We start from the raw sequence: 20,496 nt of genomic DNA on the forward strand, positions 1-20,496 counted from the left end.
GTTAACGTCAACGCCCACGTGTGGCGTAGATCACCTTCAGCGGTCTAGGGTGACTCTCCGTGAGAGTGGGCATACCCGTCGAGGCGCGGCCCGCTGAGCGCCGCGTAGCCGGTCTACCGGAAACGGTGACCACGCTGATCGGTGCCGGACTCACGGTCGACGTGCAAGCCGGAGCGGGCAGACACGCCCACGCCTCCGACGCCGCCTACCGCGCAGCCGGTGCGAACGTCATCGCCGACCACCCGGCCGGCCAGTCCGACGTGGTCGTCTCCGTGCAACCACCGACCCCCGAGCAGGCCGCCGCCCTCCGCGAGGGCGACATCACGATCAGCTTCCTCCAGCCGAACGCCGAGCCGGAGCTGATCGAGGTGCTCAAGGCCAACAAGGTCACCGCGTTCAGCCTGGACCTGCTACCCAGGGTGACCAGGGCGCAGTCGGTGGACGCCCTGTCGTCGCAGGCCCTGGTGGCGGGCTACCGGGCGGTGGTCGAGGCCACCGCCCGGCTGCCGAAGTTCCTGCCCATGTTCACCACGGCCGCGGGCACCATCCCGCCCGCCAAGGTGCTCGTCCTCGGCGCGGGCGTGGCCGGGCTCCAGGCCATCGCCACCGCCCGCCGCCTCGGCGCCGTGGTCGAGGCGTACGACGTGCGCGCGGCGGCGAAGGAAGAGGTCAAGAGCCTCGGCGCGCGGTTCCTGGAGCTGGACCTGGAGACGCAGCAGGGCGTCTACGCCGAGGCGCAGTCGGAGACGTTCCTGGAGCGCCAGCGCGAGCTGATCGCGGAGCGGGTGGCCGCCGCCGACGTGGTGATCTCCACCGCCGCCATCCCCGGCCGCAAGGCGCCCGTGCTGGTCACCCACGACATGCTCAAGGCCATGGCGCCCGGCTCGGTGGTGGTCGACCTGGCCGCCGAGTCCGGGGGCAACGTCACCGCCAGCAGCCCCGGCGAGGAGACCTGGGTCGGCGAGGTGCTGGTCTACGGCGCGCGGAACCTGCCCAGCTCCATGCCGGTGCACGCGAGCCGGCTCTACGCGCGCAACGTCGCCAACCTGCTGATGATGATGACCAAGGACGGCCGGGTCGAGCCGGACCTCGCCGACGAGGTGCTGTCCGGCTGCTGCCTCACGCACGCGGGCGAGCTGAGGAGGGAGCTGCCGTGATCGACCTGTTGACGATCTTCGTGCTGGCCGTGTTCGTCGGCTTCGAGGTCGTGTCCAAGGTGTCCACGATCCTGCACACGCCGCTGATGTCGGGCGCGAACGCGATCCACGGCGTGATCCTGGTCGGCGCCATCCTCATCACCGGCCGCGCCGGGAACGCCCTGGAGATCACGCTCGGGCTGCTCGCGGTCTTCCTCGCCACGGTCAACGTGGTCGGCGGCTTCGTGGTGACCGACCGGATGCTGGAGATGTTCAAGGGGCACAAGGCCAAACCCGTCCCGAGCGAGGGCAACGGGCACCGGGGGAGCGGGACATGAGCCCCACCTGGGTCCAGCTCGCGTACCTGGTCGCCGCCCTGTGCTTCGTGCTCGCGCTCAAGGGCCTGAGCACGCCGAAGCACGCCCGCGCGGGCAACCTGCTCGGCGCGGCGGGCATGGCCCTGGCCGTGGTCACGGCGTACGTCCACGGCGCGGTCCACAACGGACCGGCGATCCTGCTCGCGGTGGCCGCGGGCGTGGTGGTGGGCATCCCGGCCGCGCGGTCGGTGAAGATGACCGCCATCCCGCAGATGGTCGCGCTGTTCAACGGCGTCGGCGGCGCGGCGGCCGCCCTGGTGGCGCTGACCGAGTTCCTCGCCGTGCCGCACGGCTCGGTGCTGTTCCAGGTCGCCACCGTGCTCACCGTGCTGATCGGCTCGGTCAGCTTCTCCGGCAGCGTGGTCACGTTCCTCAAGCTCCAGGAGATCATGACCACCCGGCCCGTGCTGCTGCCCGCGGGCCAGTTCCTCGCCATCGGCGTGGCGGCGGTGAGCGCGCTGCTCGCGCTGGCGGTCGTGCTCACCGGGAACGGCGTGCTGCTCGTGCTGCTGGCGGTGGCTGGTCTCGCGCTGGGCGCGCTGTTCGTGCTGCCGGTCGGCGGCGCGGACGTGCCCATCGCGATCTCGCTGCTCAACGCGTTCACCGGCCTGGCCGTCGCCGCGTCCGGCTACGTGCTGGCCAACACCCTGCTGATCGTGTCCGGCACGCTCGTCGGCGCGTCCGGCACCATCCTGACCCGGCTGATGGCGCAGGCCATGGGCCGTTCGCTGACCAACATCCTGTTCGGCGCGTTCCAGGCCACCGCGGCCACCGCGCGGACGGAGGAGCAGCGCACCGTGCGCGCCGGCACGGTGGAGGACGTCGCCATCCTGCTCGGCTACGCGCACTCCGTGCTGGTCGTCCCCGGCTACGGCCTGGCGGTGGCGCAGGGCCAGCACGCCGCGCGCGAGCTGGCGCAGGTGCTGGAGCAGCGCGGCGTCACGGTGCACTACGGCATCCACCCGGTCGCGGGCCGGATGCCGGGCCACATGAACGTGCTGCTCGCCGAGGCGGACGTGCCGTACGAGCACCTGAAGGAGCTGGACGACGTCAACCCCGGCATCGGCAGCGTCGACGTGGTGCTCGTGGTCGGCGCGAACGACGTGGTCAACCCGGGCGCGCGGGACGAGCCGAGCAGCCCGATCTACGGCATGCCGATCTTCGACGTGGACCGGGCCAAGGCCGTGGTGTTCATGAAGCGCTCGATGCGGCCGGGGTTCGCGGGCGTGGACAACACCCTGCTCTACAACCCGAAGACCACCATGCTGTTCGGGGACGCCAAGGAGTCGCTGACCAAGCTGCTGGCCGCGGTGAAGCAGGTCTAGCGCCGCACCGCTCAGGCGTCGGACAGCTCGTAGACGGGCACGGCGGGCGCGAGGTGGTCGCCGTACGCGGCGTCCACCCCGACGCCCGTCCACCAGTCCGCCCGGTCCGGCGTCGAGACGTCGGGCACCGTCACCGACACCCCGGAGTCCCGGATCAGGGCCACCATCCGGGACACCGCCTCGTGCAGGAACGACGGGGGCCGGTCGGCGAGCCGGCGCACCACCGAGGGGTCGAGCACGAGCGCGTCCACGGGCAGGTCGTCGAGCAGCGACAGCTCGGCCTGCCCGCCGTTGAACCGGGTCAGGCCGACGGCGATCCCGTTGTCGCGCAACACCTGCGCGGTGTCGTCGCCCGGCACGTCGAGCATCGACCGGGCGTCCAGGAAGACCCGCAGCCGCGACACCGGCAGGCCCGTCTCCTCCAGCGTCCGCACCACCGTGCGCACCAGGTCCTCGTCGCGCGACTGCATCGGCGACAGCTCGAAGTGCAGCACGCCGAACGACGCGGGACCGTTCGCGTCGGCGGCGGCCTCGCCCAGCGCCCACTGGCCGAGCGCCAGGGACAGCCCGGTCTCCTCGGCGAGCGCCACGCACTCGTCGTGCCCGAGGTCGTCCCAGCGCAGCCGGGCCACGTGCCCGAGCACCCGGCGGGTGGTCGGGTCGACCACGGGCTGGTACTCGACCTCCAGCTCGCGCTCCGCCAACGCGCCCGGCATCCGCGCGGCCCGCGCCTGCCGGGTCCGGAACAGCTGGTCGGCGTGCCGGTCGTAGGGCAGCCACTGCCGCTTGCCGCACGCCTTGGCCCGGCGCAGGGTGGCGTCCGCCGCGCGCAGGATCTCGGCGACGTCCCACGCGGCGGGCGGCCGGTCGACCACGCCGATGGCGGCGGCCGCGGCGGTGCCGTCGTCCATCGGGCGGCCCAGCGCCTCGTTGATCCGGTCGACCATGGCGGGCACGCTCGGCGTGGTCGGCGAGTTGTCCACCACGATCGCGAACTCGTCGCCGCCCATCCGCGCGACCACCGCGGTCTCGCCCTGGACCAGCGTTTCGAGCCGGTGCCCGATCTCGGTGAGCAGCCGGTCGCCGACCGCGTGCCCGAGCCCGTTGTTCACCGCGGAGAACGCGTCCAGCCCGAGGTGGTAGAGCGTGATCCCGTGGGTCGACGTGCCGTGCAGCGCCTCCAGCCGGGTGGCGAAGCGCTGCCGGTTGGACAGCCCGGTGAGCGAGTCGTGCAGCAGTTGGAAGTCCAGGTTCTTCTGCAGCAGGTGCAGCTCGCTGACGTCCTCGACCATGGTCACGTGGTAGGCCGGTGCGCCGTCGGCGGCCGGCAGCGGCGACACCACCAGGTGCGCCCACACCGGCTCGCCGTCCTCGCGCAGCAGCCGCCGCCGCTCGCGGACGCGGACCTCCCGGCCGGCGGCGACCGCCTGGTACGTGCTCTCCATCGCCACGCCGTCCACCGGGTCGAACAGCTCGACCAGCCGCCGCCCGGCCAGCCCGGCGCGGTCGCGGCCGACCATCCCGGCCAGCGCCTCGTTCACCTCGACGCACCGGCCGTCCAGGTCGGTGATCGCGATGCCGAGCGCGGAGGAGTCGAACACCTCGCGGAACCGGGCCTCGCTGACCTCGAGCACCCGCTCGGCCTGGAGCTTGGCCGCCATGAGCGCCCGCTTGACCTCTTCCTGCTGGTCGAGCGCGTCGGTCCGCAGCGCGGCGGCGAACCCCGCGGCCACGCCGCCGAGCACGGCGACGACCCTCGTCACGAGGTCCGGCACGTCCCGCGCCCCGGGGTCGGCGGGCAGGGCGCGCCCGAGCACGTCCACCGTGCGCCGCAGCGTCTCCGGGCCGGTGAAGCGCGCCTCGACCAGCCGCTCGCCCACCACGACGACCGGGTCGGCGGTGAACGGCTCGGCCCGCAGGGCCTCGGCGACCACGTCCACCAGGTCGAGCAGGTACAGCTCGATCTCGACGGGCGACATCGGCACGTACGCGGTCGGGTAGACCGCCCGCATCCACTCGCGGGCGATCTCCTGCCGCCGGGTCCGGGCGGGCGGCGGTGCGTCGGTCACCGCTTGCGGCCCAACCCCGCGAGGATCCCGGCGCGGTCCGCGTCCTCCTCGACGGCGCCCTCCTCGGGACGCCACAGCGGCAGCGGCACCACGCCCGGCTCCACCAGCTCGAAGCCGTCGAACAGGGCGACGATCCCGGCCCGGTCGCGCGGGAACATCGGGTCCGCGCTCTCGTCCATCACGGCCACCACCCGGGCCATCTCGTGGGGTTGCAGGTCGGTGGTGAAGTGGGACAGGGCCAGGAAGCTGCCCGGCGGCACGGCGTCGCGGTACGCCGCCACCACGCCGGCCGGGTCGCGCTCGGGCGGCACGAAGTGGAACACCCCGACGGCGAGCACCCCGACGGGGTCGGCGAAGTCGACCAGGCCGGTGGCGCGGACGCCCGCGAGCACGGCGGCCGGGTCGGTCATGTCCTCCTGGAGCACGGCGGCGCGCCCGTTGCCGGCGAGGATCATCCGGCTGTGCGCGACGGCGACGTCCTCGTAGTCCACGTAGATCACGCGCGACCGGGGCGCGGCCTTCTGCGCGATCTCGTGCACGTTGCCGACGGTCGGGATGCCGGAGCCCAGGTCGAGGAACTGCCGCACGCCCGCGTCCACCAGGTGCAGCACCGCCCGGCGCAGGAACGCCCGGTTGAGGCGGGCGATGGTGCGGGCGTTGGGCTGGGCGCGCAGGAACTTCTCGGCCAGCGCCCGGTCGACCGCGAAGTTGTGGCCGCCGCCGAGCAGGTAGTCGTACAGGCGCGCCGCGCTGGGCATCCCGGTGTCGACGTCGTCGGGGATCCAGCCCAGCCGATCCGCCACCGCTCCCTCACCCGTGTGTGTGCCCGACGGAGCCGTCGCCCCGGCGGGGCGAGATTACTGAGCCGGGTGGCGTCGTGGGCAGAGGGCGGAGCCGCTTGTCCCCGATCGGCGTACATGGGGTGATCGCACCACCACGGAAAGTGTGCGTTCGAACACGCTGCGCTCACACCCGTGGCGAGTGGTCAGCCCGCGCGGCGGACGCGGCGCGCAACCCCGCCGGCCCCCGTCCAACCGTCCCGCGATGCGGGCGCCGCGATGTGACGCGGATCGCTCCGAGCCGTCCGACGTGGCGTGCCCCGAACCGTTGCCGCGCTCTTTCGTCGCAGGTCACGGCCCTGCGGGCGGTGCGACGGTCACGATCGCTCGCGCTCCGATCGGATCGGTTCCCGAGATGTTCCGACCCAGTACCCTTCGCGCATGTCAGACGAGGCACGCTCGCTCACCGACGTGGTCACCAGGCTCCGGCGGGCGCTGCGCACGAGCATCCGGTCGGACTGGCCGTGGGACTCCCTGCCGATGGCGCAGGTCGAGCTGCTCCAGACGCTCGCCGAGCGTGCGCCCATGCGCGTGGGCGACCTCGCCGCCGAGCTGCGGCTCGCGCCCAACACGGTCAGCGGCCTGGTCGGCCAGTTGATCGAGGGCGGGCTGGTCGAGCGCGGCGGCGACCCGACCGACCGCCGGGTGGCCCGCCTCTCCGTGACCCCGCGCGGGCACGAGCAGCTGGCGATCTGGCAGTCCGCCCACGAGAAGCGCATCGGGGCGGCGTTGGACAAGCTGGACCCGGCCGAGCGCGCCGACGTGGTCCGCGCCCTGTCCGCCCTGGACCACCTGGTGGACCACCTCCGTGCGCACTGAGGTCCGGGTCGTCGCCGCGGTCGCCCTGGGTGGCGGCCTCGGCGGCGCCGCGCGCCACGGCCTGGCGGCGGTGGTGCCCGGACCCCTCGGCACGGTGCTGGTCAACGTGCTGGGCTGCGCCCTGATCGGCGTGCTCATGGTCGTGGCGCCGCGCCTGCACCCGCTCGCCCGGCCGTTCCTGGGCATCGGCGTGCTCGGCGGCTTCACCACGTTCTCCGGCTACGCGCTGGACGCCGTGCGGCTGGGCGGCCTCGCGGCGTTCGCGTACCTGCTCGCGACCCTGCTGCTGGCCGTGGGCGCGACGTTCGCCGCCATGGCCGTGACCCGCCGGGTCACGGCATGACCGCGGCGCTGGTGTTCGTCGGCGCCGCGGTCGGCGCGACGCTGCGGTACCTCACCGCGCGGTGGCTGCGGAGGTCGTTCCCCTGGGCCACCCTCGCGGTGAACGTCGTCGGCTCGTTCGTCCTGGGCTGCGTGGCGGGCGCCGAGCCGACCCTGGTCGCGCTCCTGGGCACCGGCCTGTGCGGCGGCCTCACCACGTACAGCACGTTCAGCTACGAGACGATCCGGCTGGCCGAGGAGGGCCGCCACCGGCAGGCGTTCGCCAACGCCGCCGGCAGCATCGCCGCCGGCGTCGCCGCGGCCGCCCTCGGCTACGCCCTCACCCGGTAGGCGCCAACCTGCCCAGCACCTCCGGCAGGTCGCCGGTGTGCACGACGCCGAGCCGCTGCGTCGCCCGGGTCAGCGCCACGTACAGGTCGCTCGCGCCGCGCGGCGACTCGGCCAGGATGCCCGCCGGGTCCACCACCAGCACCGAGTCGAACTCCAGGCCCTTCGCGTCGACCACCCCGAGCACCACGACCTGCGCCTCCAGGTCGTCGGAGGCGCCCGGCACGGCGGCGCGCAGGGACGCCACCGACGCCGCCGGGACGATCACCGCCAGCTTGCCGTCCCCGATCGCGGCCAGCTCCTTGCCCACCACCGCGGGCAGGGCGTCGGGCACCGAGTCCACCCGCAGGCTCCACGGCTCGAACCCGCTGTCGCGCACCGACGTCGGCGGCGCCAGGTCGGGGTCCACCGAGGCCAGCACGTCCGCCGCCACGGCCATGATCTCCGACGGCGTCCGGTAGTTCACCGTCAGCTCGGTGAGCTTCCAGCGGTCCATCACGTACGGCGACAGCACCTCGTGCCACGACGACGCCCCCGCGATGTCGCCGGTCTGCGCGATGTCGCCGACCACGGTCATCGACTTGGACGGGCAGCGGCGCATCAGCGTCCGCCACGCCATCGGCGACAGCTCCTGCGCCTCGTCCACGATGACGTGCCCGAACGTCCACGTCCGGTCCGCCGCCGCCCGCTCGGCCGCCGTCTCGTAGCGCTCCGCGCCGTGCCGCTCCGCCAGCCGGTAGGCGTCCACCAGGTCGGTCGCCATCAGGATGTCCGGGTCGGCGTCGTCCTCCAGGTCGAGGATGTCCAGCACGCCCTGCGCGTAGTCGATCGCCTGCCGCCGCTGCCGCTCGGCCCGCGCCTTGGCCTCGGTGTCGTCCTCGCCGAGCAGCTCCGCCGCCTCGTCCAGCAGCGGCACGTCGGCGGGCGTCCACTCCGAGCCGCGCGGCCGGAGCAGCAGCTCGCGCTCGGCCGGCGACATCTTCGGCGTGGCCTTGGCGATCCGCTTCGGCGAGGCGTACAGGTCCTCCAGGAGCTGCTGCGGCGACAGCGTCGGCCACAGCCGCTCGACGACCGCCTGCACCGCGGGGTCCTCCCGCAGCTCGCGCCGGATGTCGTCGACGTCGGCCTGGTCCAGCAGGTGCCTGCCCAGCCGGGACACCGCCTGCGCCGCCAGCGTCGAGATGATCTCGCGCTGGAACGTGCGCCGCGCCTCGTTGTGCGGGCGGCGGGTCCGCCGCGCCCGGCCGCGGGCGTCGCTGATCGCGCGCCGGTCCAGCCGCAGCACGTCCTGGTCGAACGGCACCTCGACCAGGCCCGGCGCCTCCTGCCGGTCCCGGATCGCGCGCGCCACCACGTCGGCCATCTCGATGCGGCCCTTCAGCGCGGCCACCTCGGCGGGCTCGCGGCCCACCGCGGTGAGGCCGGGGAACAGCTCGCCGACGGTCGACAGCAGCACGCCCGTCTCGCCCAGCGACGGCAGCACCTGGCCGATGTAGCGCAGGAACGTCGCGTTCGGGCCGACCACCAGCACGCCGCGCTTGGCGAGCTGCCGCCGGTGCGTGTAGAGCAGGTAGGCGGCGCGGTGCAGCGCCACCGCCGTCTTGCCCGTGCCCGGACCGCCCTGCACGACGACCACGCCGTTCAGCTCGGTGCGGATGATCCTGTCCTGCTCGGCCTGGATGGTCGCGACGATGTCGCCCATCTGGCCGGTGCGGCTCGCGTTCACCGCGGCCAGCAGGGTCGCCTCGCCGGTCAGCCCCTCGGACGGGCGGGTCGGGTCGACCGAGTTGATGTCCAGCACCTCGTCGTCGAACCCGACGACCTTGCGCTGCTTGGTCCGCAGGTGCCGGCGCCGGCGCACGCCCTCCGGCGCGGCCGCGGTGGCCAGGTAGAAGGGGCGGGCGGCGGGCGCGCGCCAGTCCATCAGGAGCGGTTCGTACTCCTTGTCCTCGTCGAACAAGCCGATTCGGCCGATGTAGAACCGGTCGTCGGTGTCGAAGTCGAGCCGGCCGAAGCACAACCCGTTCTCCACCGCGCTGTACTGCGCCAACTGGTCGGAGTACATGGCCACCGAGGTGTCCCGCTCGGAGCGCATCTGGTGCGTGCCGCCCGTTTGCCGCAGCGCCGAGGCCAGGCGCTTCGAGCTCTGTTCGCGGAGGTCGTCCAGTCTGCCGTACAGCATCGACACGTATTCCTGCTCCGACTCGGTTTCCGCGAGCCGGAGGTCATCGGAGGGGCTTGACAACGTGCCTCATTTCTGGATAGCGTGGTTTATCAGCCTGTGTCGCTATCGGCTGACAGTTCCCTGCGCCTTGTCCCGCGCAGAACGTCTAATCTACTACACGTTCTTCGCCGCGGTGCGTGAACAACCGCGCTCGCCGAGGCCCGCCCGTGACCGGGTCCGTGACGCGCGAGAGCCGCCGCCGAGCGGTGCTCGACGGCGGCTCCCCGGTGCGGCGGCGGGTTACAACCGACCGGCCACGTACCCGCCGATGCCCGCCATGCCGTCCGCGTTCGGGTGCAGCGGCGCGGCCGGGCCGACCGGGGCCACGCCCTCGAACCACCGGGTCCGCGCGGGCGCGCACGCGTCGCGGCCCGTGCTCGGCGGCTCGATGTCGACGAACTCCGCGCCGTGCGCCGCCGCCTCGCGGGCGAGCACCGCGTTCAGCCGGTGCACGCCGCCCTGCAGGTAGTCCGCGTCCCGCGCCCAGATCGGCTGGTCGGGGTAGCAGCCTCCGGGCCGGATGTAGGTGCCGTAGCCGACCACCACGACCCGCGCCCCCGGCGCCCGCGCGGTGACCAGGTCGAGCGCGGCGGCGAACTCGGCCGCGTAGGCGTCGATCCGCTCGGCCAGCACGTCACGGCCGGCCGCGGTGAGCCGGTCCCGGCACGACTTGCCGAGCGGTTCGGGCAGCAGGTTGACGCAGTCCAGCGCCTCGTCCACCAGGCGCACGTCGTTGCCGCCGATGGTGAGCGTGACCAGGTCGGTCGTCGGGCTCAGCGCGTCCGCCTGGGGAGGCTGCGCGCCGTCGAGGGTCGACTGGGGGCCGGCGAGGTCGTCGGTGACCGCGCCCGAGCACGTCACGTCGGTGAGCCGCGCCCCGATCCGCTCGGCGAGCACGGACGGCCAGTTGCGCGTCGAGCGCAGGCAGCCGGGCGCGCTCGCGTCCTGGTCCGGGATGAGCGGCCCGGCGGCGGCCGAGTCGCCCAGCGCGACGTACTCGACGGCCTCGTCGGCGGTCGCCGAGACCGGGGTCCAGGTGATGGTCAACGCCGCCAGCATCGCCGGTAGCAGCTTGCGCACGACCGCCTCCTCTTCGTGATCGGGTGAGGTTCGGGGACATGATGGGGCGCGCAGGCCCGCGAACCGCGGTGGTGGACCGGGAGTCGGGGCGGATTCACCCGGCAGGGACGCGCGACCGCCGCGCCGGCGACCGGTGCGGGGGTTCGTGGGCGGTCGGCGACCGGTGTGGGGGCTCGGCGACCGGTGTGAGGGCTTGTGAGCGGTTGGCGACCTGTGTGAGGGCTTGTGGGCGGTCGGCGGCTGGTGCGGTGCGGGGTGCTGCGAGTGGTCCGGCGGCGCGGGGTTCACGAGCGGTCGGCGGCTCGTGCGGTGTGTCCGGCGGCTGCGGTGCGGGCGGCTCGCCGGCGGTCGGTGGCGGATCGGGGGTGCCGCCGGCGGGCCGCGGGGTTCGCGCGGCCGCTCGGCACGCCGGGTGAGGGGCGGACCACCCGATGAGCGGCTGTGCGAAGGCACGAGGGTGAATCCCGGTCCCGGCCCAAGATCGTTCCGGCACGCTGGGACGGGTGAAGGAGAAGCGCCAGGAACTCGTGCGGCTGTCCCGGATGGCGGTGGACCGGCCCCGGTGGCAGCTCGGGTTCGCCTCCGTCGTCTCGGTCTGGTCGCTGGCGTGGGTCGTGGGCCAGGCGCTCGGCGACGCGCCCGGCCCGCTGGACGTGCTGCCGGTGCGGTGGGCGGGCCTGCCCACGGGCTGGCTGGACGCGGCCCGCGCGTGGTGCGACGGCCGCACCGGGTTCCTGGCCGTGGCGGGCGGCCTGCTGTGGGCGATGACGAGCCCGGGCCGGCAGGCGTCGGCCTCCTTCGGCTGGCTCGCGGTGATGGCCGCCGCCGAGGACGTCGGCTACGTCGCGGTGCGGTGGGCGCTCGGGTCGGTCGCGGTGTTCCTGGTGGTGATGGGCCTGGTGTCGCTCACCGGCCGGCGGGCGTTCGTGGTCGACCGGGTCGCGGTCATCCCGCGGGACGTGGCCCGCGCGGGCGCGACGGCGCTGGCGCTGTCGGCGGTGGTCCCGCTGGTCGCGCCCGGTCTGCTGCTGGCCCGGCTGGTCGGCCCCTACGTGACTCGGCCACCGCGCCGCCGGGCCGGGACGCCGATCGTCCGCCCGGCTGCCACCGAACGCCGCACGCCCGGTGAACTGGTCGAACCCGTCCCCGCGCCGCGGACGCCGGCCGGCGAGGAGTCCGATTTTCCCGATCCGGCCCGGTCACGCGAATAGGTTTTGCGCCCCAACAATCACCTCCGGAAGAACCGAGCGAACCTCATGTCACATTCCGGAATCGCCTGTTTGGGCTTACCGGTCCGTATCCATCAAGATGAGCGCGTGCCAGAAAATCCCGCCGAAAACCGCTTAGCCAAGGTGATGCGTCGTCAGCCCGTTCAGCAGCGCGGCGCCGCGACGGTGTCCGCGATTGTCGACGCCTGCGCGACGCTGCTCAACGACTACGACTACGACGACATCACCACCGCCCGGATCGTCGAGCTAGCAGGCGTGCCAATTGGATCGTTCTACCAATACTTCCCGGACAAGCGTTCCGTTGTGCACGCGTTGGCGCTGCGCGGCATGGAGGAGTACCTGGGCCGGGTCGAATCGCTGTTCACGGAGGGCCGGCTCGCCGAGGACTGGCGCGAGGCCGTGCAGCAGGTCGTCGGCATCTACCTGCGGATGCTGGTCGAACTGCCCGGCTTCGGGCGGGTCCGGTTCAGCGACCTGCTCGACGGCCACCGCCTCGACGCCTCCGTGGACCAGTACGAGTTGATGGCCGAGCGGTTGCGCGACCTGTTCGTCAGCCGCTTCGCGGTGCGCGGCGACGCGCCGGTCATGTTGACGTTCCGGATGGCCGCCCAGACCGCCGACGCGCTGTTCAAGTTGGCCGAACGGGTCGAGCCGGACGAGCGCCCGGTGGTCCTCCGCACCGCCGACGGTGTGATCCTGAGGATGCTGGCCGGGGTGTTCGACCCGGCGTGACTTGCCGCGCCGGTCCGGGTGGTGTGGGGTGGACCGGTGGGCGACGACTTCGACGTGATCGTGATCGGCGGCGGCCCGGTGGGCGAGAACGCCGCCGCCCGGACCGCCGCCGGCGGGCTGCGGACCGCGGTGGTGGAGGCCGAACGGCTCGGTGGCGAGTGCTCGTACTGGGCCTGCATGCCGAGCAAGGCGTTGCTGCGCCCCGGCCACGCGCTCGCCGCCGCCCGTCGGGTGCCGGGCGTGCCGGTCGGGGAGCGGCTGGACGCCGCGCAGGTGCTGAAGCGGCGCAACGCCTTCACCTCCGACTGGGACGACACCGGCCAGGTCGAGTGGGCCGAGGGCGCCGGGCTGACCGTGGTCCGCGGCCGCGGCAGGCTGGCGGGGGAGCGCCGGGTCGACGTGGACGGCCGCGTGCTGACCGCCGCCAAGGCGGTCGTGGTGTGCACGGGCAGCGTGCCGCGCGTCCCGTCGCTGCCCGGCCTGTCCGACGTGCCGTACTGGACGTCGCGCGAGGCGACCTCCGCGCAGGAGGCGCCCTCGTCGCTCGTGGTGCTGGGCGGCGGTGTGGTCGGCGTGGAGATGGCCCAGGCGTGGGCCCGGCTCGGCTCCGACGTCACGCTGGTCGTGTCCGGCGAGCGGCCGCTGCCCAGGTTCGAGGCGTTCGCGGGCGACCTGGTCGCCGACGGGCTGCGGGAGGACGGCGTCCGGCTGGTCACCGGGGTCAAGGCGACCGGCGTGTCCACTTCGGACGGGACGGTGTCGTTGCGGCTGTCCGACGACACCTCGGTGTCCGGCGCGCACCTGCTGATCGCCACCGGCCGCCAACCCGCGACCTTCGACCTGGGCGTGGAGCAGTTCGGCTTCACCGCGGGCGAGGCGCTGGACGTGGACGACACCGGCCGGGTGTCCGGAGTGGACTGGCTGTACGCGGCGGGCGACGTCACGGGCCGCGCGTTGCTGACCCACCAGGGGAAGTACGCGGCGCGGGCGGTCGGCACGGCGATCGTCACCGGGGCGACCGACCCCGAGCCGTGGACCGCGCCGGTGGCCACGGCCGACCACACGGCCGTGCCGCAGGTGGTGTTCACCGACCCCGAGGTGGCGTCGGTGGGGTGGTCGGAGGCGCAGGCCCGCGAGGCGGGGCTGGACATCCGGGTCGTCGACCTCGACATCGCGGTGGCCGGGTCGTCCCTGCACGCCGACGGGTACCGGGGCAAGGCGCGGATGATCGTGGACGAGCGCAAGCGCACGCTGGTCGGCGTCACGTTCTGCGGCCCGGACGTGGCCGAGCTGCTCCACGCGGCCACGATCGCGATCGTCGGCGGGGTCACCGTGGACCGGCTGTGGCACGCCGTTCCGGCGTACCCCACCATCAGTGAGGTGTGGTTGAGGCTGCTCGAGGCCTACGGTCTCTGACGCTGCGTGCACGGCTTTCAGCACATCGTGCACACTCTCCGCCGAGTGCCGTACCGACCGTGGGGCCATCGGGACTCTTAACCACAAAATGCGGGTTCAGCTGCTTACACTGCGGGTGTGACCAGGGGAACCGTGGCTCTCGCGATCGGCGCGGTGCTCTGGTGCGCGTTCGTCATCGCGTCCACGTTCCTGCCCGGCGGGCCGTCCTGGCCGCCGGTCGCGGTGTACCTGCCGGGGTTCCTCGTCGTGCCGGTCGTCGCCCACACGCTGTGGCGGGCGCGGTCGAGCGCGTTGTTCTGCCTGGCGCACGTGCCCAAGCCGGTGCTGTTCACCGGGTTCGCGATCGCGGTGGGCGGGTGGCTGTTCTCGTTCGGCGCGATCGCGGGGAAGCCGGGCACCGAGACGCTGTGCGCGGTGGCGGGGCTGGTGATCGTGCTGCACGCGGCGTTCGGGCTGATCGGCGTGGGCATGGTGCGCGTCGGCCGGTGAGGCGGCCGCCCGGCCGGGCGGGTCGGTTGTGGAGGGTCCCTCGGCGTTGTCCGCTGTGCGACGCCGACCGGTCCGGGTTCTTCCTCGACCCGGTCTTGCTCCGCCGGGACTACTGCTGGGCCGCCGGGAGCCGCAACGCCTGGTCGGCGACCTCGGCCAGGGTCGGGTCGGCCGGGTCGCGGTCGCCCTCCACCCACACGACCTGGGTGATGCGCAGCTGCGCGCCCTTCGTGGACACCTTGATGACCGACCGGTCGAACGAGGTCGGACCGCCCGGCCAGCCCTTGCCGTCCTGCGCGAGCGGGGTGACGCCGCCCGCGCCCGCCGTCGACGCGAGGGCGCGCAGTTCACCCGCCCGGGTGGCGTCGGGCAGGCTCAGCTCGGCGATCGCCACGCCCGCCCGGCGACCGTCCACTGTGGTCTCGTACTGGGCGCGCCGCAACTGCATGCAGAGGTGTTCGGTCAGCCACGCCCGCACGTCGCCGATCGCGTGCGAGGCGCAGTCGTCGGTGCGGTCCGCGCCGCGCGGCGAGAAGCTCCGACCGTCCACCACGACCGTCGTCGGCTGCGGGGTGGGCGTGCTGCCGGGCGCGGCGCTGTCCGCGGTGTCGCCGGAGGACAGCGTGATGATCAGGACGATGATCAACACCACGGCGACGACCGCGCCGCCCGCGTAGGGCAGGAGCTTGCGGCCGCGCGACGCGGGCGCCACCTTCGGCAGCAGCATGGTGCTCGCCGAGGCCAGGTCGGCCGCCGCGTCGGAGAACCCCTCGGCGATCAGGTGCGGGCGGCTGGGCGGCGTGCCGGTCGGCGCGAGCACGGCCACCAGCTTGGCGGCGTGCTCGGCGGAGCAGGGCCGGTCGCTGGTGGCCAGCTCGCGGGCGGCGGCGAGCAGGGTGGTGGGCTTGGGGTGCAGCACGCGCACGCCGCGGTTCAGGTCCACGGTGGGCTGGACGACCTGGCCGACGTACGGGCCGACGGCGACCACGGTGGTGACCGGCAGGGGCTCGCCGCGCATGTCCTGGATCCGGCGGGCGACGGCGGTGCTGGCCTCCAGCGCCTCGGCGGCCGGGTTGGTCGCGCCGTCGGTGCGGGTCAGCGGCCAGCCGTCGATCTTCCACTGGCCGGTGAGCGGCGCCTCCAGCCGCATCGCCGGGTCGGGCAGGTCCACGCCGACGACCACGAGCACGCCGCGCGGCAGCACGATCACGGCGTCCAGGTCGCGCGGGCAGTCGGGCGGGCGGACGCCGAGCAGCGCGACACCGCCGAGCACGGCGTCGCCGATGCCCCACGTGCTCAGCGCGGCGCGCACGTCGGCCCCCACCGCGGAGGGCTCGGCGCCGAGTCGGATCAGCCGCACGTGATCACCAGGCCGCAGGGTTCGGCGTTGCACACGGTCCGACACGGTAGCGCCGTCGCGGGACCGGTCGTCGGGCGCATCGCGGGAGATGACGTTGCGTGACAACCATCACCCGGGGCGAGCGGTTCGGCGGTGGGGTGCTCGTGCCGGTATTGGAGGTTTGTCCGTGCTGTGGCGGGGGAACGGAGTCGGGCGTGTCGTGGCGGTGTGATCGGGAGTGGGCGGTGATCGGTTCGGGGCGGTGCGGTGATCGGATCGGAGCGGGTGCGGTGATCGGATCGGAGGGGGCGAGGGTGTGATCGCGGCGTGCCCGGATGATCTCGGAAAGTGACGCCGTCACACCGGGTGCAGGGCTGTGACGTCGGAGTTTTGGGGTCGAAAGTCCTGTATCTGACCCGGCCGGGTGAGGAACGGGATGGTTCTTATGGCGGACTGCTGCCACAACGGGCAGAATGGCCGAGTCGGGAATTCACAAGATCGTCCGCGTCATCGAGAGGTCGTAGGGGAAGACGTCCCTCGTCGAGTAGCGGAGGTCAGCTGTGAGCACCCGTGGCAGCAGCAGTGGCGTGGTCTACGTCCACTCGTCGCCGTCTGCGGTCTGTCCGCACGTCGAGTGGGCGATCTCGGGCACCCTCGGTGAGCGAGCGGACCTCAAATGGGCGGCGCAACCCGCGGCGCCGGGTCAGTTGCGCGCCGAGTGCAACTGGACCGGCGACGCCGGCACCGGTGCCCGACTCGTGTCCGCGCTCAGGGCGTGGCCGATGCTCAGGTTCGAGGTGACGGAGGACCCGAGTCCGGGCGTGGACGGTGTGCGGTACTGCTTCGCGCCCGTGCTGGGTTTGTGGCACGCGCGGACCAGTGCGAACGGTGACATCGTGGTGTCCGAGGACCAGCTTCGGGCGTTGGCGGCGCGCAGCCGGGGCGGGGAGTCGTTCGCGCACGGCGTGGACGAGATCCTCGGGGCGGCGTGGGATGACGCGTTGGAGCCGTTCCGGCGGGCCGGCGATGGTGCGCCGGTGACGTGGTTGCACCGGGTCGGGTGATGCCCGGATCCGGGCCGGCCGCAGTGGGTGGGTCCGGTTCGGCCGCAGTGGGTGGGTCGGGTCCGGTCGCAGTAGGTGGGGCCGGTCCGGCTCGATGTGACACGGGGCCCTTACGGGTACCAGGGGCAGGCCAAAGCCGGCAGGCCCGGCGGGGAAAAGCGTCCCGCCAGGCCTGCCGGCTTCGTCCAGCCTAAGGCACCCGAACCCATGTCAAATCGAGCCTCGGTGGGGGTGGTGGCGGGTCCGTTGTGGTGTCGTTGGTGGTGGTCGGGGTGGTGTCGTTGGTGGTGGTTGGGGTGGGTTGCCAGGCGGCCATGAGGTCGCGGTAGAGCGGTGAGGTGGCGAGCAGGTCGGTGTGGTGGCCGAGGAGTGGTGGGCCGCCGTCCATGACGAGGACTTGGTTGGCGCGCAGGGCCGAGGAGAGGCGGTGCGCGATGACGATCAGGGTTCCGGTGCCGGTGCGGGTGGCGAAGGCTTGTTCGACGGTGGCTTCGGCGGCCGGGTCCAGGGCGGAGGTGGCTTCGTCCAGGATGACGATGTCGGCGGGGGAGGCGTGGACGCGGGTGGCGGCGAGGAGTTGGGCCTCGCCGGCGGAGAGGCCGCCGCCGTTGTGGCCCACCGTGCCGTCCAGGCCGCCCAGTTTGGCGATCAGGTCCGTCGCGCCCACGGCGGCGGCGGCTCGGAGCAGGGTGTCGTCGTCGGCGGAGGGGGCGAGGAGGGCCAGGTTCTCGCGGACCGTGCCGGTGAAGAGGTAGGTCTCCTGGGGGACCAGGGCGATGCGCCGGTGGCGGATGTCGGGGTGGACTTCCCGCACCGGCGCGCCGCCGAGGAGCACGACGCCGGACCGCGGTTCGACCAGGCCCGTGACCAGGCCGGCCAGGGTGGACTTGCCGATGCCGCTCGGGCCCACCACGGCGAGGTGGGAGCCGGGGGGCAGGGTGAGATCGAGGTCCCGCACGACCGGTTCGGCGGTGGCGCTCCAGCCGAAGGTCACGGCGCGCAGCTCGATCCCGTGGCCCTCGGGGACGGCGGCGCCGGACGGTGGGGCGATCGGCGGGGCGGCTTCCGCCAGGCGGCGCAGTGCCACCACGAGGCGCAGCACGATGGTGCTGGTCGTGTCGGCGAGCCGGCGCAGTGCCGGTTGGACGCTGGTGCTGAGGTAGACGACGGCGGCCAGGACTTCGCCGGCGGTCAGCGTTCCGGTTCGGACCAGGCCGGGGGCGACGAGGAGCAGGAGCACCAGGGGGGCGAACCCGCCCAGGGCGATCACGACGCCGCGCAGGGCGGTGGCGTAGGCCAGGCGCACGGTGGCGGACGCCTGACGGTCGACCAGGGTCGTCACGTCGTGCAAGGCGTGGTCGCGGCCGTTCACGGCGGTGACGTCGCGGACACCGAGGAAGACGGTGCCGGCCACGGCGGCGGCTTCCTCGTCGGCCAGCACCAGCCGGCGTTGGCCGCGGGCCAGGCCGGGCAGCAGGAGGGCGAACAGCACGAGTGCCGCGACCACCGGCAGGATCACCAGCCAGGCCAGCGAGGAGACCGTCGCGGCCAGGCCGACCAGGGCGGCGATGGTGGTGACCAGCAGGGCGCGTGCCTGCACGAGGACGCCGGCGGTCGCGTCGCGGACCACCTCCACGTGCCGGGTGATCCGGGCGACGGCGCTCGCGTCCGGCTGACGCGTCTGCGAACCCGCGTGCAGCACGCCGCGCACGACCTGGCGCACCAGGGTGTCCCGCAGCGGTTCGACCACCGCGCCCAGGTGGGTGAAGACCTGGCGCAGGCCGAACCCGCCCAGCACCGCCAGCACGGCGAACGCCAACAGCCACGCGACGCCGACCCACGGCCGGCCCACCGCGAAGCCCCGGTCCACGGCGTAGCCGACCAGCCGGCCGGACAGCAGGGCCGGCACGCCCTCCAGCACCGACCAGCCGAGCAGCACCGCGATGCCGCGCCGCTGTTCCCGCAACGCCCGCACATAGGTCATCGGCCGAACACCGCCCGGTACTCCTCGTCGTCCCACAGCTCGGCGTGCGGGCCGACCGCGCGCACCCGGCCCTCCTCCAGCCACACCACGACGTCGGCCCGCCGGGCGGTGGCCGCGCGGTGCGTCACCACGACTCGCGTCCGGCCCGGCAGCGCCGTCTCGACCGCGCGCTCCACAGTGGACTCGGTCACCATGTCCAGGCTGGCCGTGGCGTCGTCCAGCACGAGCACGGCGGGGTCGCGGACGAACGCCCGCGCCAGGCCGAGCCGCTGCGCCTCGCCACCGGACATCGGGGCGGCGGACATCGGGGTGTCGTAGCCCTCGGGCAGCCGGACGACCACGTCGTGCACCTGCGCGGCGCGGCAGGCGGCCTCGACCTCGTCCCGGCGCGAGTCCGTGCCGTAGCGGACCGCGTCGGCGACCGTCGTGCCGACCAGCGCGGGCCGCTCGAAGGCGTAGCCGACCGACCCGCCGCGGCGCACGTCGCCGGACGCGGGCCGGGTCAGGCCGCCGATCACCGAGGCCAGGGCGGACTTGCCGGCGCCGGACCGACCGACCACCGCGAGGAACGTCCCGGGCGGCACGGTCAGGTCCACGTCGTGCAGCGCGCCCGGCACGGTGACGCGGCTCAGCACCACCTCGCCGGAATCCGCGGGCGCGGGCGGCTCCTCGGCCGGCACGGGGGTCGAGAGCACTTCCTCCAGCCGCTCGGCGGACGCCCGCGCGCGCTGCAAGGCCGTGAGCAGGGTGGTTTGGCCGACCACCGCCATGCCGAGGGCCGTGTAGCCGAGGGCGGCGAGCACGTCGCCGACGCTCAGCCGGCCGGCGACCACGCCGAAACCGGCGGCCGTCAGCACGGCCAGCTCCACGGCGGGCAGCAGCAGGCCGGCCCGCCAGATCATCCGCGCCTGCGTGCGCCACATGCCGACCCCGGCCGCGGTGAGCCGGGGCAGCGGGCGCAGCACCCGCTCGGCCTCCTGGTCCGCCCGACCGGAGGCGGTGATCGTGCGCAGGCCGCCCACGGCGTCCACGAGTCGCGCGGACAAGTCGCCGGACACCTCCTGGTAGGTCGCCACGTCCGCGGCCGTCAGCCGCAGGTGCGACCGCACCAGCAACGCCGCCAGCGGCACGCTCAGCAGGAACACCACCGCGAGCCGCCAGTCCAGCAACGCCAGGGCGGTGATCGCGCCGCCCGCCGTGAGCACCGAGATGCCCAGGTTCACCGCGAGCACGGCGACACCGCCGGCGTTGACGCTGTCGCCGGTCAGCCGGCTCACCGCGTCGCCGGCCTCGAACCGCGCGGGGTGGCCGAGCGCGAGCAGGTGCGCGGTCAGCCGGTGGCGCAGCCACGCCGCACCTCGTGCGGTGACAGCCGCCGCCAGCACCACGCCGATCGCGTCGCCGAGCACTTCCACGCCCGCGAGCCCGACCAGCCAGAGCACCGTGCCGCGGTCGAGCCGCCCGGCCAGCGCCATGTCGACCGCCGAGGCCAGGGCGGTGGGCAGCAGCAGCCCGGCGAGGGTGGCCGGCAGGGCGTTCAACGCGAGCAGCAGCCACCGGGGATCTCGCCGCACGACGGAAGAGAGCACCATGCCTTGGGACTCCTATGGCGATTGCCGCGGTTGGGCGCATCATGTGTCGGGGGGTTCGACGGCATGCCGTCGAACCCAAAAAGGAAGAGCGGGGGGGTGGGGAAGATTGGGTC

General features: G+C 73.8%; 18 protein-coding genes. 11 read left to right on the forward strand and 7 right to left on the reverse strand.

The window, feature by feature from the left end:
- Positions 1-65 precede the first annotated feature (65 nt).
- Genes ACWEFJ_RS33505 through ACWEFJ_RS33515 form a run of 3 tightly spaced genes read left to right on the forward strand, consistent with a single transcriptional unit; the run spans position 66 to position 2,838 of the window.
- Complete coding sequence (locus ACWEFJ_RS33505) at positions 66-1,157, forward strand: Re/Si-specific NAD(P)(+) transhydrogenase subunit alpha (RefSeq protein ID WP_378093701.1); 1,092 nt, start codon at positions 66-68, stop codon at positions 1,155-1,157.
- Positions 1,154-1,474 carry an NAD(P) transhydrogenase subunit alpha gene (locus ACWEFJ_RS33510; RefSeq protein ID WP_449716182.1) on the forward strand — a complete coding sequence of 107 codons (321 nt, stop codon included), beginning with the start codon at positions 1,154-1,156 and terminating at the stop codon, positions 1,472-1,474. Before ACWEFJ_RS33505 ends, ACWEFJ_RS33510 begins: the two co-directional genes overlap by 4 nt.
- Entirely contained in the window at positions 1,471-2,838 is a 1,368-nt protein-coding gene (locus ACWEFJ_RS33515) for an NAD(P)(+) transhydrogenase (Re/Si-specific) subunit beta (RefSeq protein ID WP_378093673.1), read from the forward strand. The genes ACWEFJ_RS33510 and ACWEFJ_RS33515 overlap by 4 nt, the downstream gene beginning before the upstream one ends.
- Before the next feature lie 11 nt (positions 2,839-2,849).
- Here the strand turns inward: ACWEFJ_RS33515 and ACWEFJ_RS33520 are convergent, their stop codons facing one another.
- Together ACWEFJ_RS33520 and ACWEFJ_RS33525 are read right to left on the reverse strand one after the other, a co-directional pair.
- Positions 2,850-4,907: an EAL domain-containing protein gene (locus tag ACWEFJ_RS33520; protein WP_449716183.1), complete on the reverse strand. Its 2,058-nt coding sequence runs from the start codon at positions 4,905-4,907 to the stop codon at positions 2,850-2,852.
- Entirely contained in the window at positions 4,904-5,710 is an 807-nt protein-coding gene (locus ACWEFJ_RS33525; protein WP_378093677.1) for an SAM-dependent methyltransferase, read from the reverse strand. The genes ACWEFJ_RS33520 and ACWEFJ_RS33525 overlap by 4 nt, the downstream gene beginning before the upstream one ends.
- A gap of 417 nt (positions 5,711-6,127) precedes the next feature.
- On the opposite strand from ACWEFJ_RS33525, the gene ACWEFJ_RS33530 reads away from it, so the two are divergent.
- Genes ACWEFJ_RS33530 through crcB form a run of 3 tightly spaced genes read left to right on the forward strand, consistent with a single transcriptional unit; the run spans position 6,128 to position 7,237 of the window.
- Positions 6,128-6,565 carry a MarR family winged helix-turn-helix transcriptional regulator gene (locus ACWEFJ_RS33530; RefSeq protein ID WP_378093679.1) on the forward strand — a complete coding sequence of 146 codons (438 nt, stop codon included), beginning with the start codon at positions 6,128-6,130 and terminating at the stop codon, positions 6,563-6,565.
- Complete coding sequence (locus tag ACWEFJ_RS33535; RefSeq protein WP_378093681.1) at positions 6,555-6,908, forward strand: fluoride efflux transporter FluC; 354 nt, start codon at positions 6,555-6,557, stop codon at positions 6,906-6,908. Before ACWEFJ_RS33530 ends, ACWEFJ_RS33535 begins: the two co-directional genes overlap by 11 nt.
- Positions 6,905-7,237 carry a fluoride efflux transporter CrcB gene (gene crcB, locus ACWEFJ_RS33540; RefSeq protein ID WP_378093683.1) on the forward strand — a complete coding sequence of 111 codons (333 nt, stop codon included), beginning with the start codon at positions 6,905-6,907 and terminating at the stop codon, positions 7,235-7,237. The genes ACWEFJ_RS33535 and crcB overlap by 4 nt, the downstream gene beginning before the upstream one ends.
- Here crcB and ACWEFJ_RS33545 read toward each other — a convergent pair.
- Positions 7,227-9,479 carry a HelD family protein gene (locus tag ACWEFJ_RS33545; RefSeq protein ID WP_449716184.1) on the reverse strand — a complete coding sequence of 751 codons (2,253 nt, stop codon included), beginning with the start codon at positions 9,477-9,479 and terminating at the stop codon, positions 7,227-7,229. The two genes, crcB and ACWEFJ_RS33545, sit on opposite strands and share 11 nt — an antisense overlap.
- 219 nt (positions 9,480-9,698) lie before the next feature.
- A complete protein-coding gene (locus tag ACWEFJ_RS33550; protein ID WP_378093687.1) occupies positions 9,699-10,538 on the reverse strand; it encodes an SGNH/GDSL hydrolase family protein in 840 nt (279 codons plus the stop codon).
- A gap of 503 nt (positions 10,539-11,041) precedes the next feature.
- Between ACWEFJ_RS33550 and ACWEFJ_RS33555 the strand changes: the two genes are divergently transcribed.
- The 4 genes from ACWEFJ_RS33555 to ACWEFJ_RS33570 all read left to right on the forward strand — a co-directional run bounded on the left by ACWEFJ_RS33555 (position 11,042) and on the right by ACWEFJ_RS33570 (position 14,404).
- A complete protein-coding gene (locus ACWEFJ_RS33555) occupies positions 11,042-11,749 on the forward strand; it encodes a hypothetical protein (RefSeq protein WP_378093689.1) in 708 nt (235 codons plus the stop codon).
- A 144-nt stretch (positions 11,750-11,893) separates the two neighbouring features.
- Positions 11,894-12,499, forward strand: coding sequence for a TetR/AcrR family transcriptional regulator (locus ACWEFJ_RS33560; RefSeq protein ID WP_378093691.1), 606 nt, complete (start codon positions 11,894-11,896; stop codon positions 12,497-12,499).
- A 54-nt stretch (positions 12,500-12,553) separates the two neighbouring features.
- Entirely contained in the window at positions 12,554-13,915 is a 1,362-nt protein-coding gene (locus ACWEFJ_RS33565) for a dihydrolipoyl dehydrogenase family protein (RefSeq protein ID WP_449716189.1), read from the forward strand.
- Positions 13,916-14,032: 117 nt separating this feature from the next.
- The gene (locus tag ACWEFJ_RS33570; protein ID WP_378093693.1) at positions 14,033-14,404 is read left to right on the forward strand and encodes a hypothetical protein; all 372 of its coding nucleotides are present in this window, start codon (positions 14,033-14,035) and stop codon (positions 14,402-14,404) included.
- 109 nt (positions 14,405-14,513) lie between these two features.
- Here ACWEFJ_RS33570 and ACWEFJ_RS33575 read toward each other — a convergent pair whose 3' ends face one another.
- Positions 14,514-15,764 carry a hypothetical protein gene (locus ACWEFJ_RS33575; protein WP_449716185.1) on the reverse strand — a complete coding sequence of 417 codons (1,251 nt, stop codon included), beginning with the start codon at positions 15,762-15,764 and terminating at the stop codon, positions 14,514-14,516.
- Positions 15,765-16,303: 539 nt separating this feature from the next.
- On the opposite strand from ACWEFJ_RS33575, the gene ACWEFJ_RS33580 reads away from it, so the two are divergent.
- On the forward strand, positions 16,304-16,807 hold the full coding sequence (locus ACWEFJ_RS33580) for a DUF3145 domain-containing protein (protein WP_123743506.1): 504 nt from the start codon (positions 16,304-16,306) through the stop codon (positions 16,805-16,807).
- Positions 16,808-16,997: 190 nt separating this feature from the next.
- Here ACWEFJ_RS33580 and ACWEFJ_RS33585 read toward each other — a convergent pair whose 3' ends face one another.
- Both ACWEFJ_RS33585 and ACWEFJ_RS33590 read right to left on the reverse strand, forming a co-directional pair.
- On the reverse strand, positions 16,998-18,791 hold the full coding sequence (locus ACWEFJ_RS33585) for an ABC transporter ATP-binding protein (RefSeq protein WP_449716186.1): 1,794 nt from the start codon (positions 18,789-18,791) through the stop codon (positions 16,998-17,000).
- Positions 18,788-20,383 carry an ABC transporter ATP-binding protein gene (locus ACWEFJ_RS33590; RefSeq protein WP_449716187.1) on the reverse strand — a complete coding sequence of 532 codons (1,596 nt, stop codon included), beginning with the start codon at positions 20,381-20,383 and terminating at the stop codon, positions 18,788-18,790. The genes ACWEFJ_RS33585 and ACWEFJ_RS33590 overlap by 4 nt, the downstream gene beginning before the upstream one ends.
- Positions 20,384-20,496 lie beyond the last annotated feature (113 nt).

It is taken from the genome of Actinosynnema sp. NPDC004786 (genome assembly GCF_053601135.1).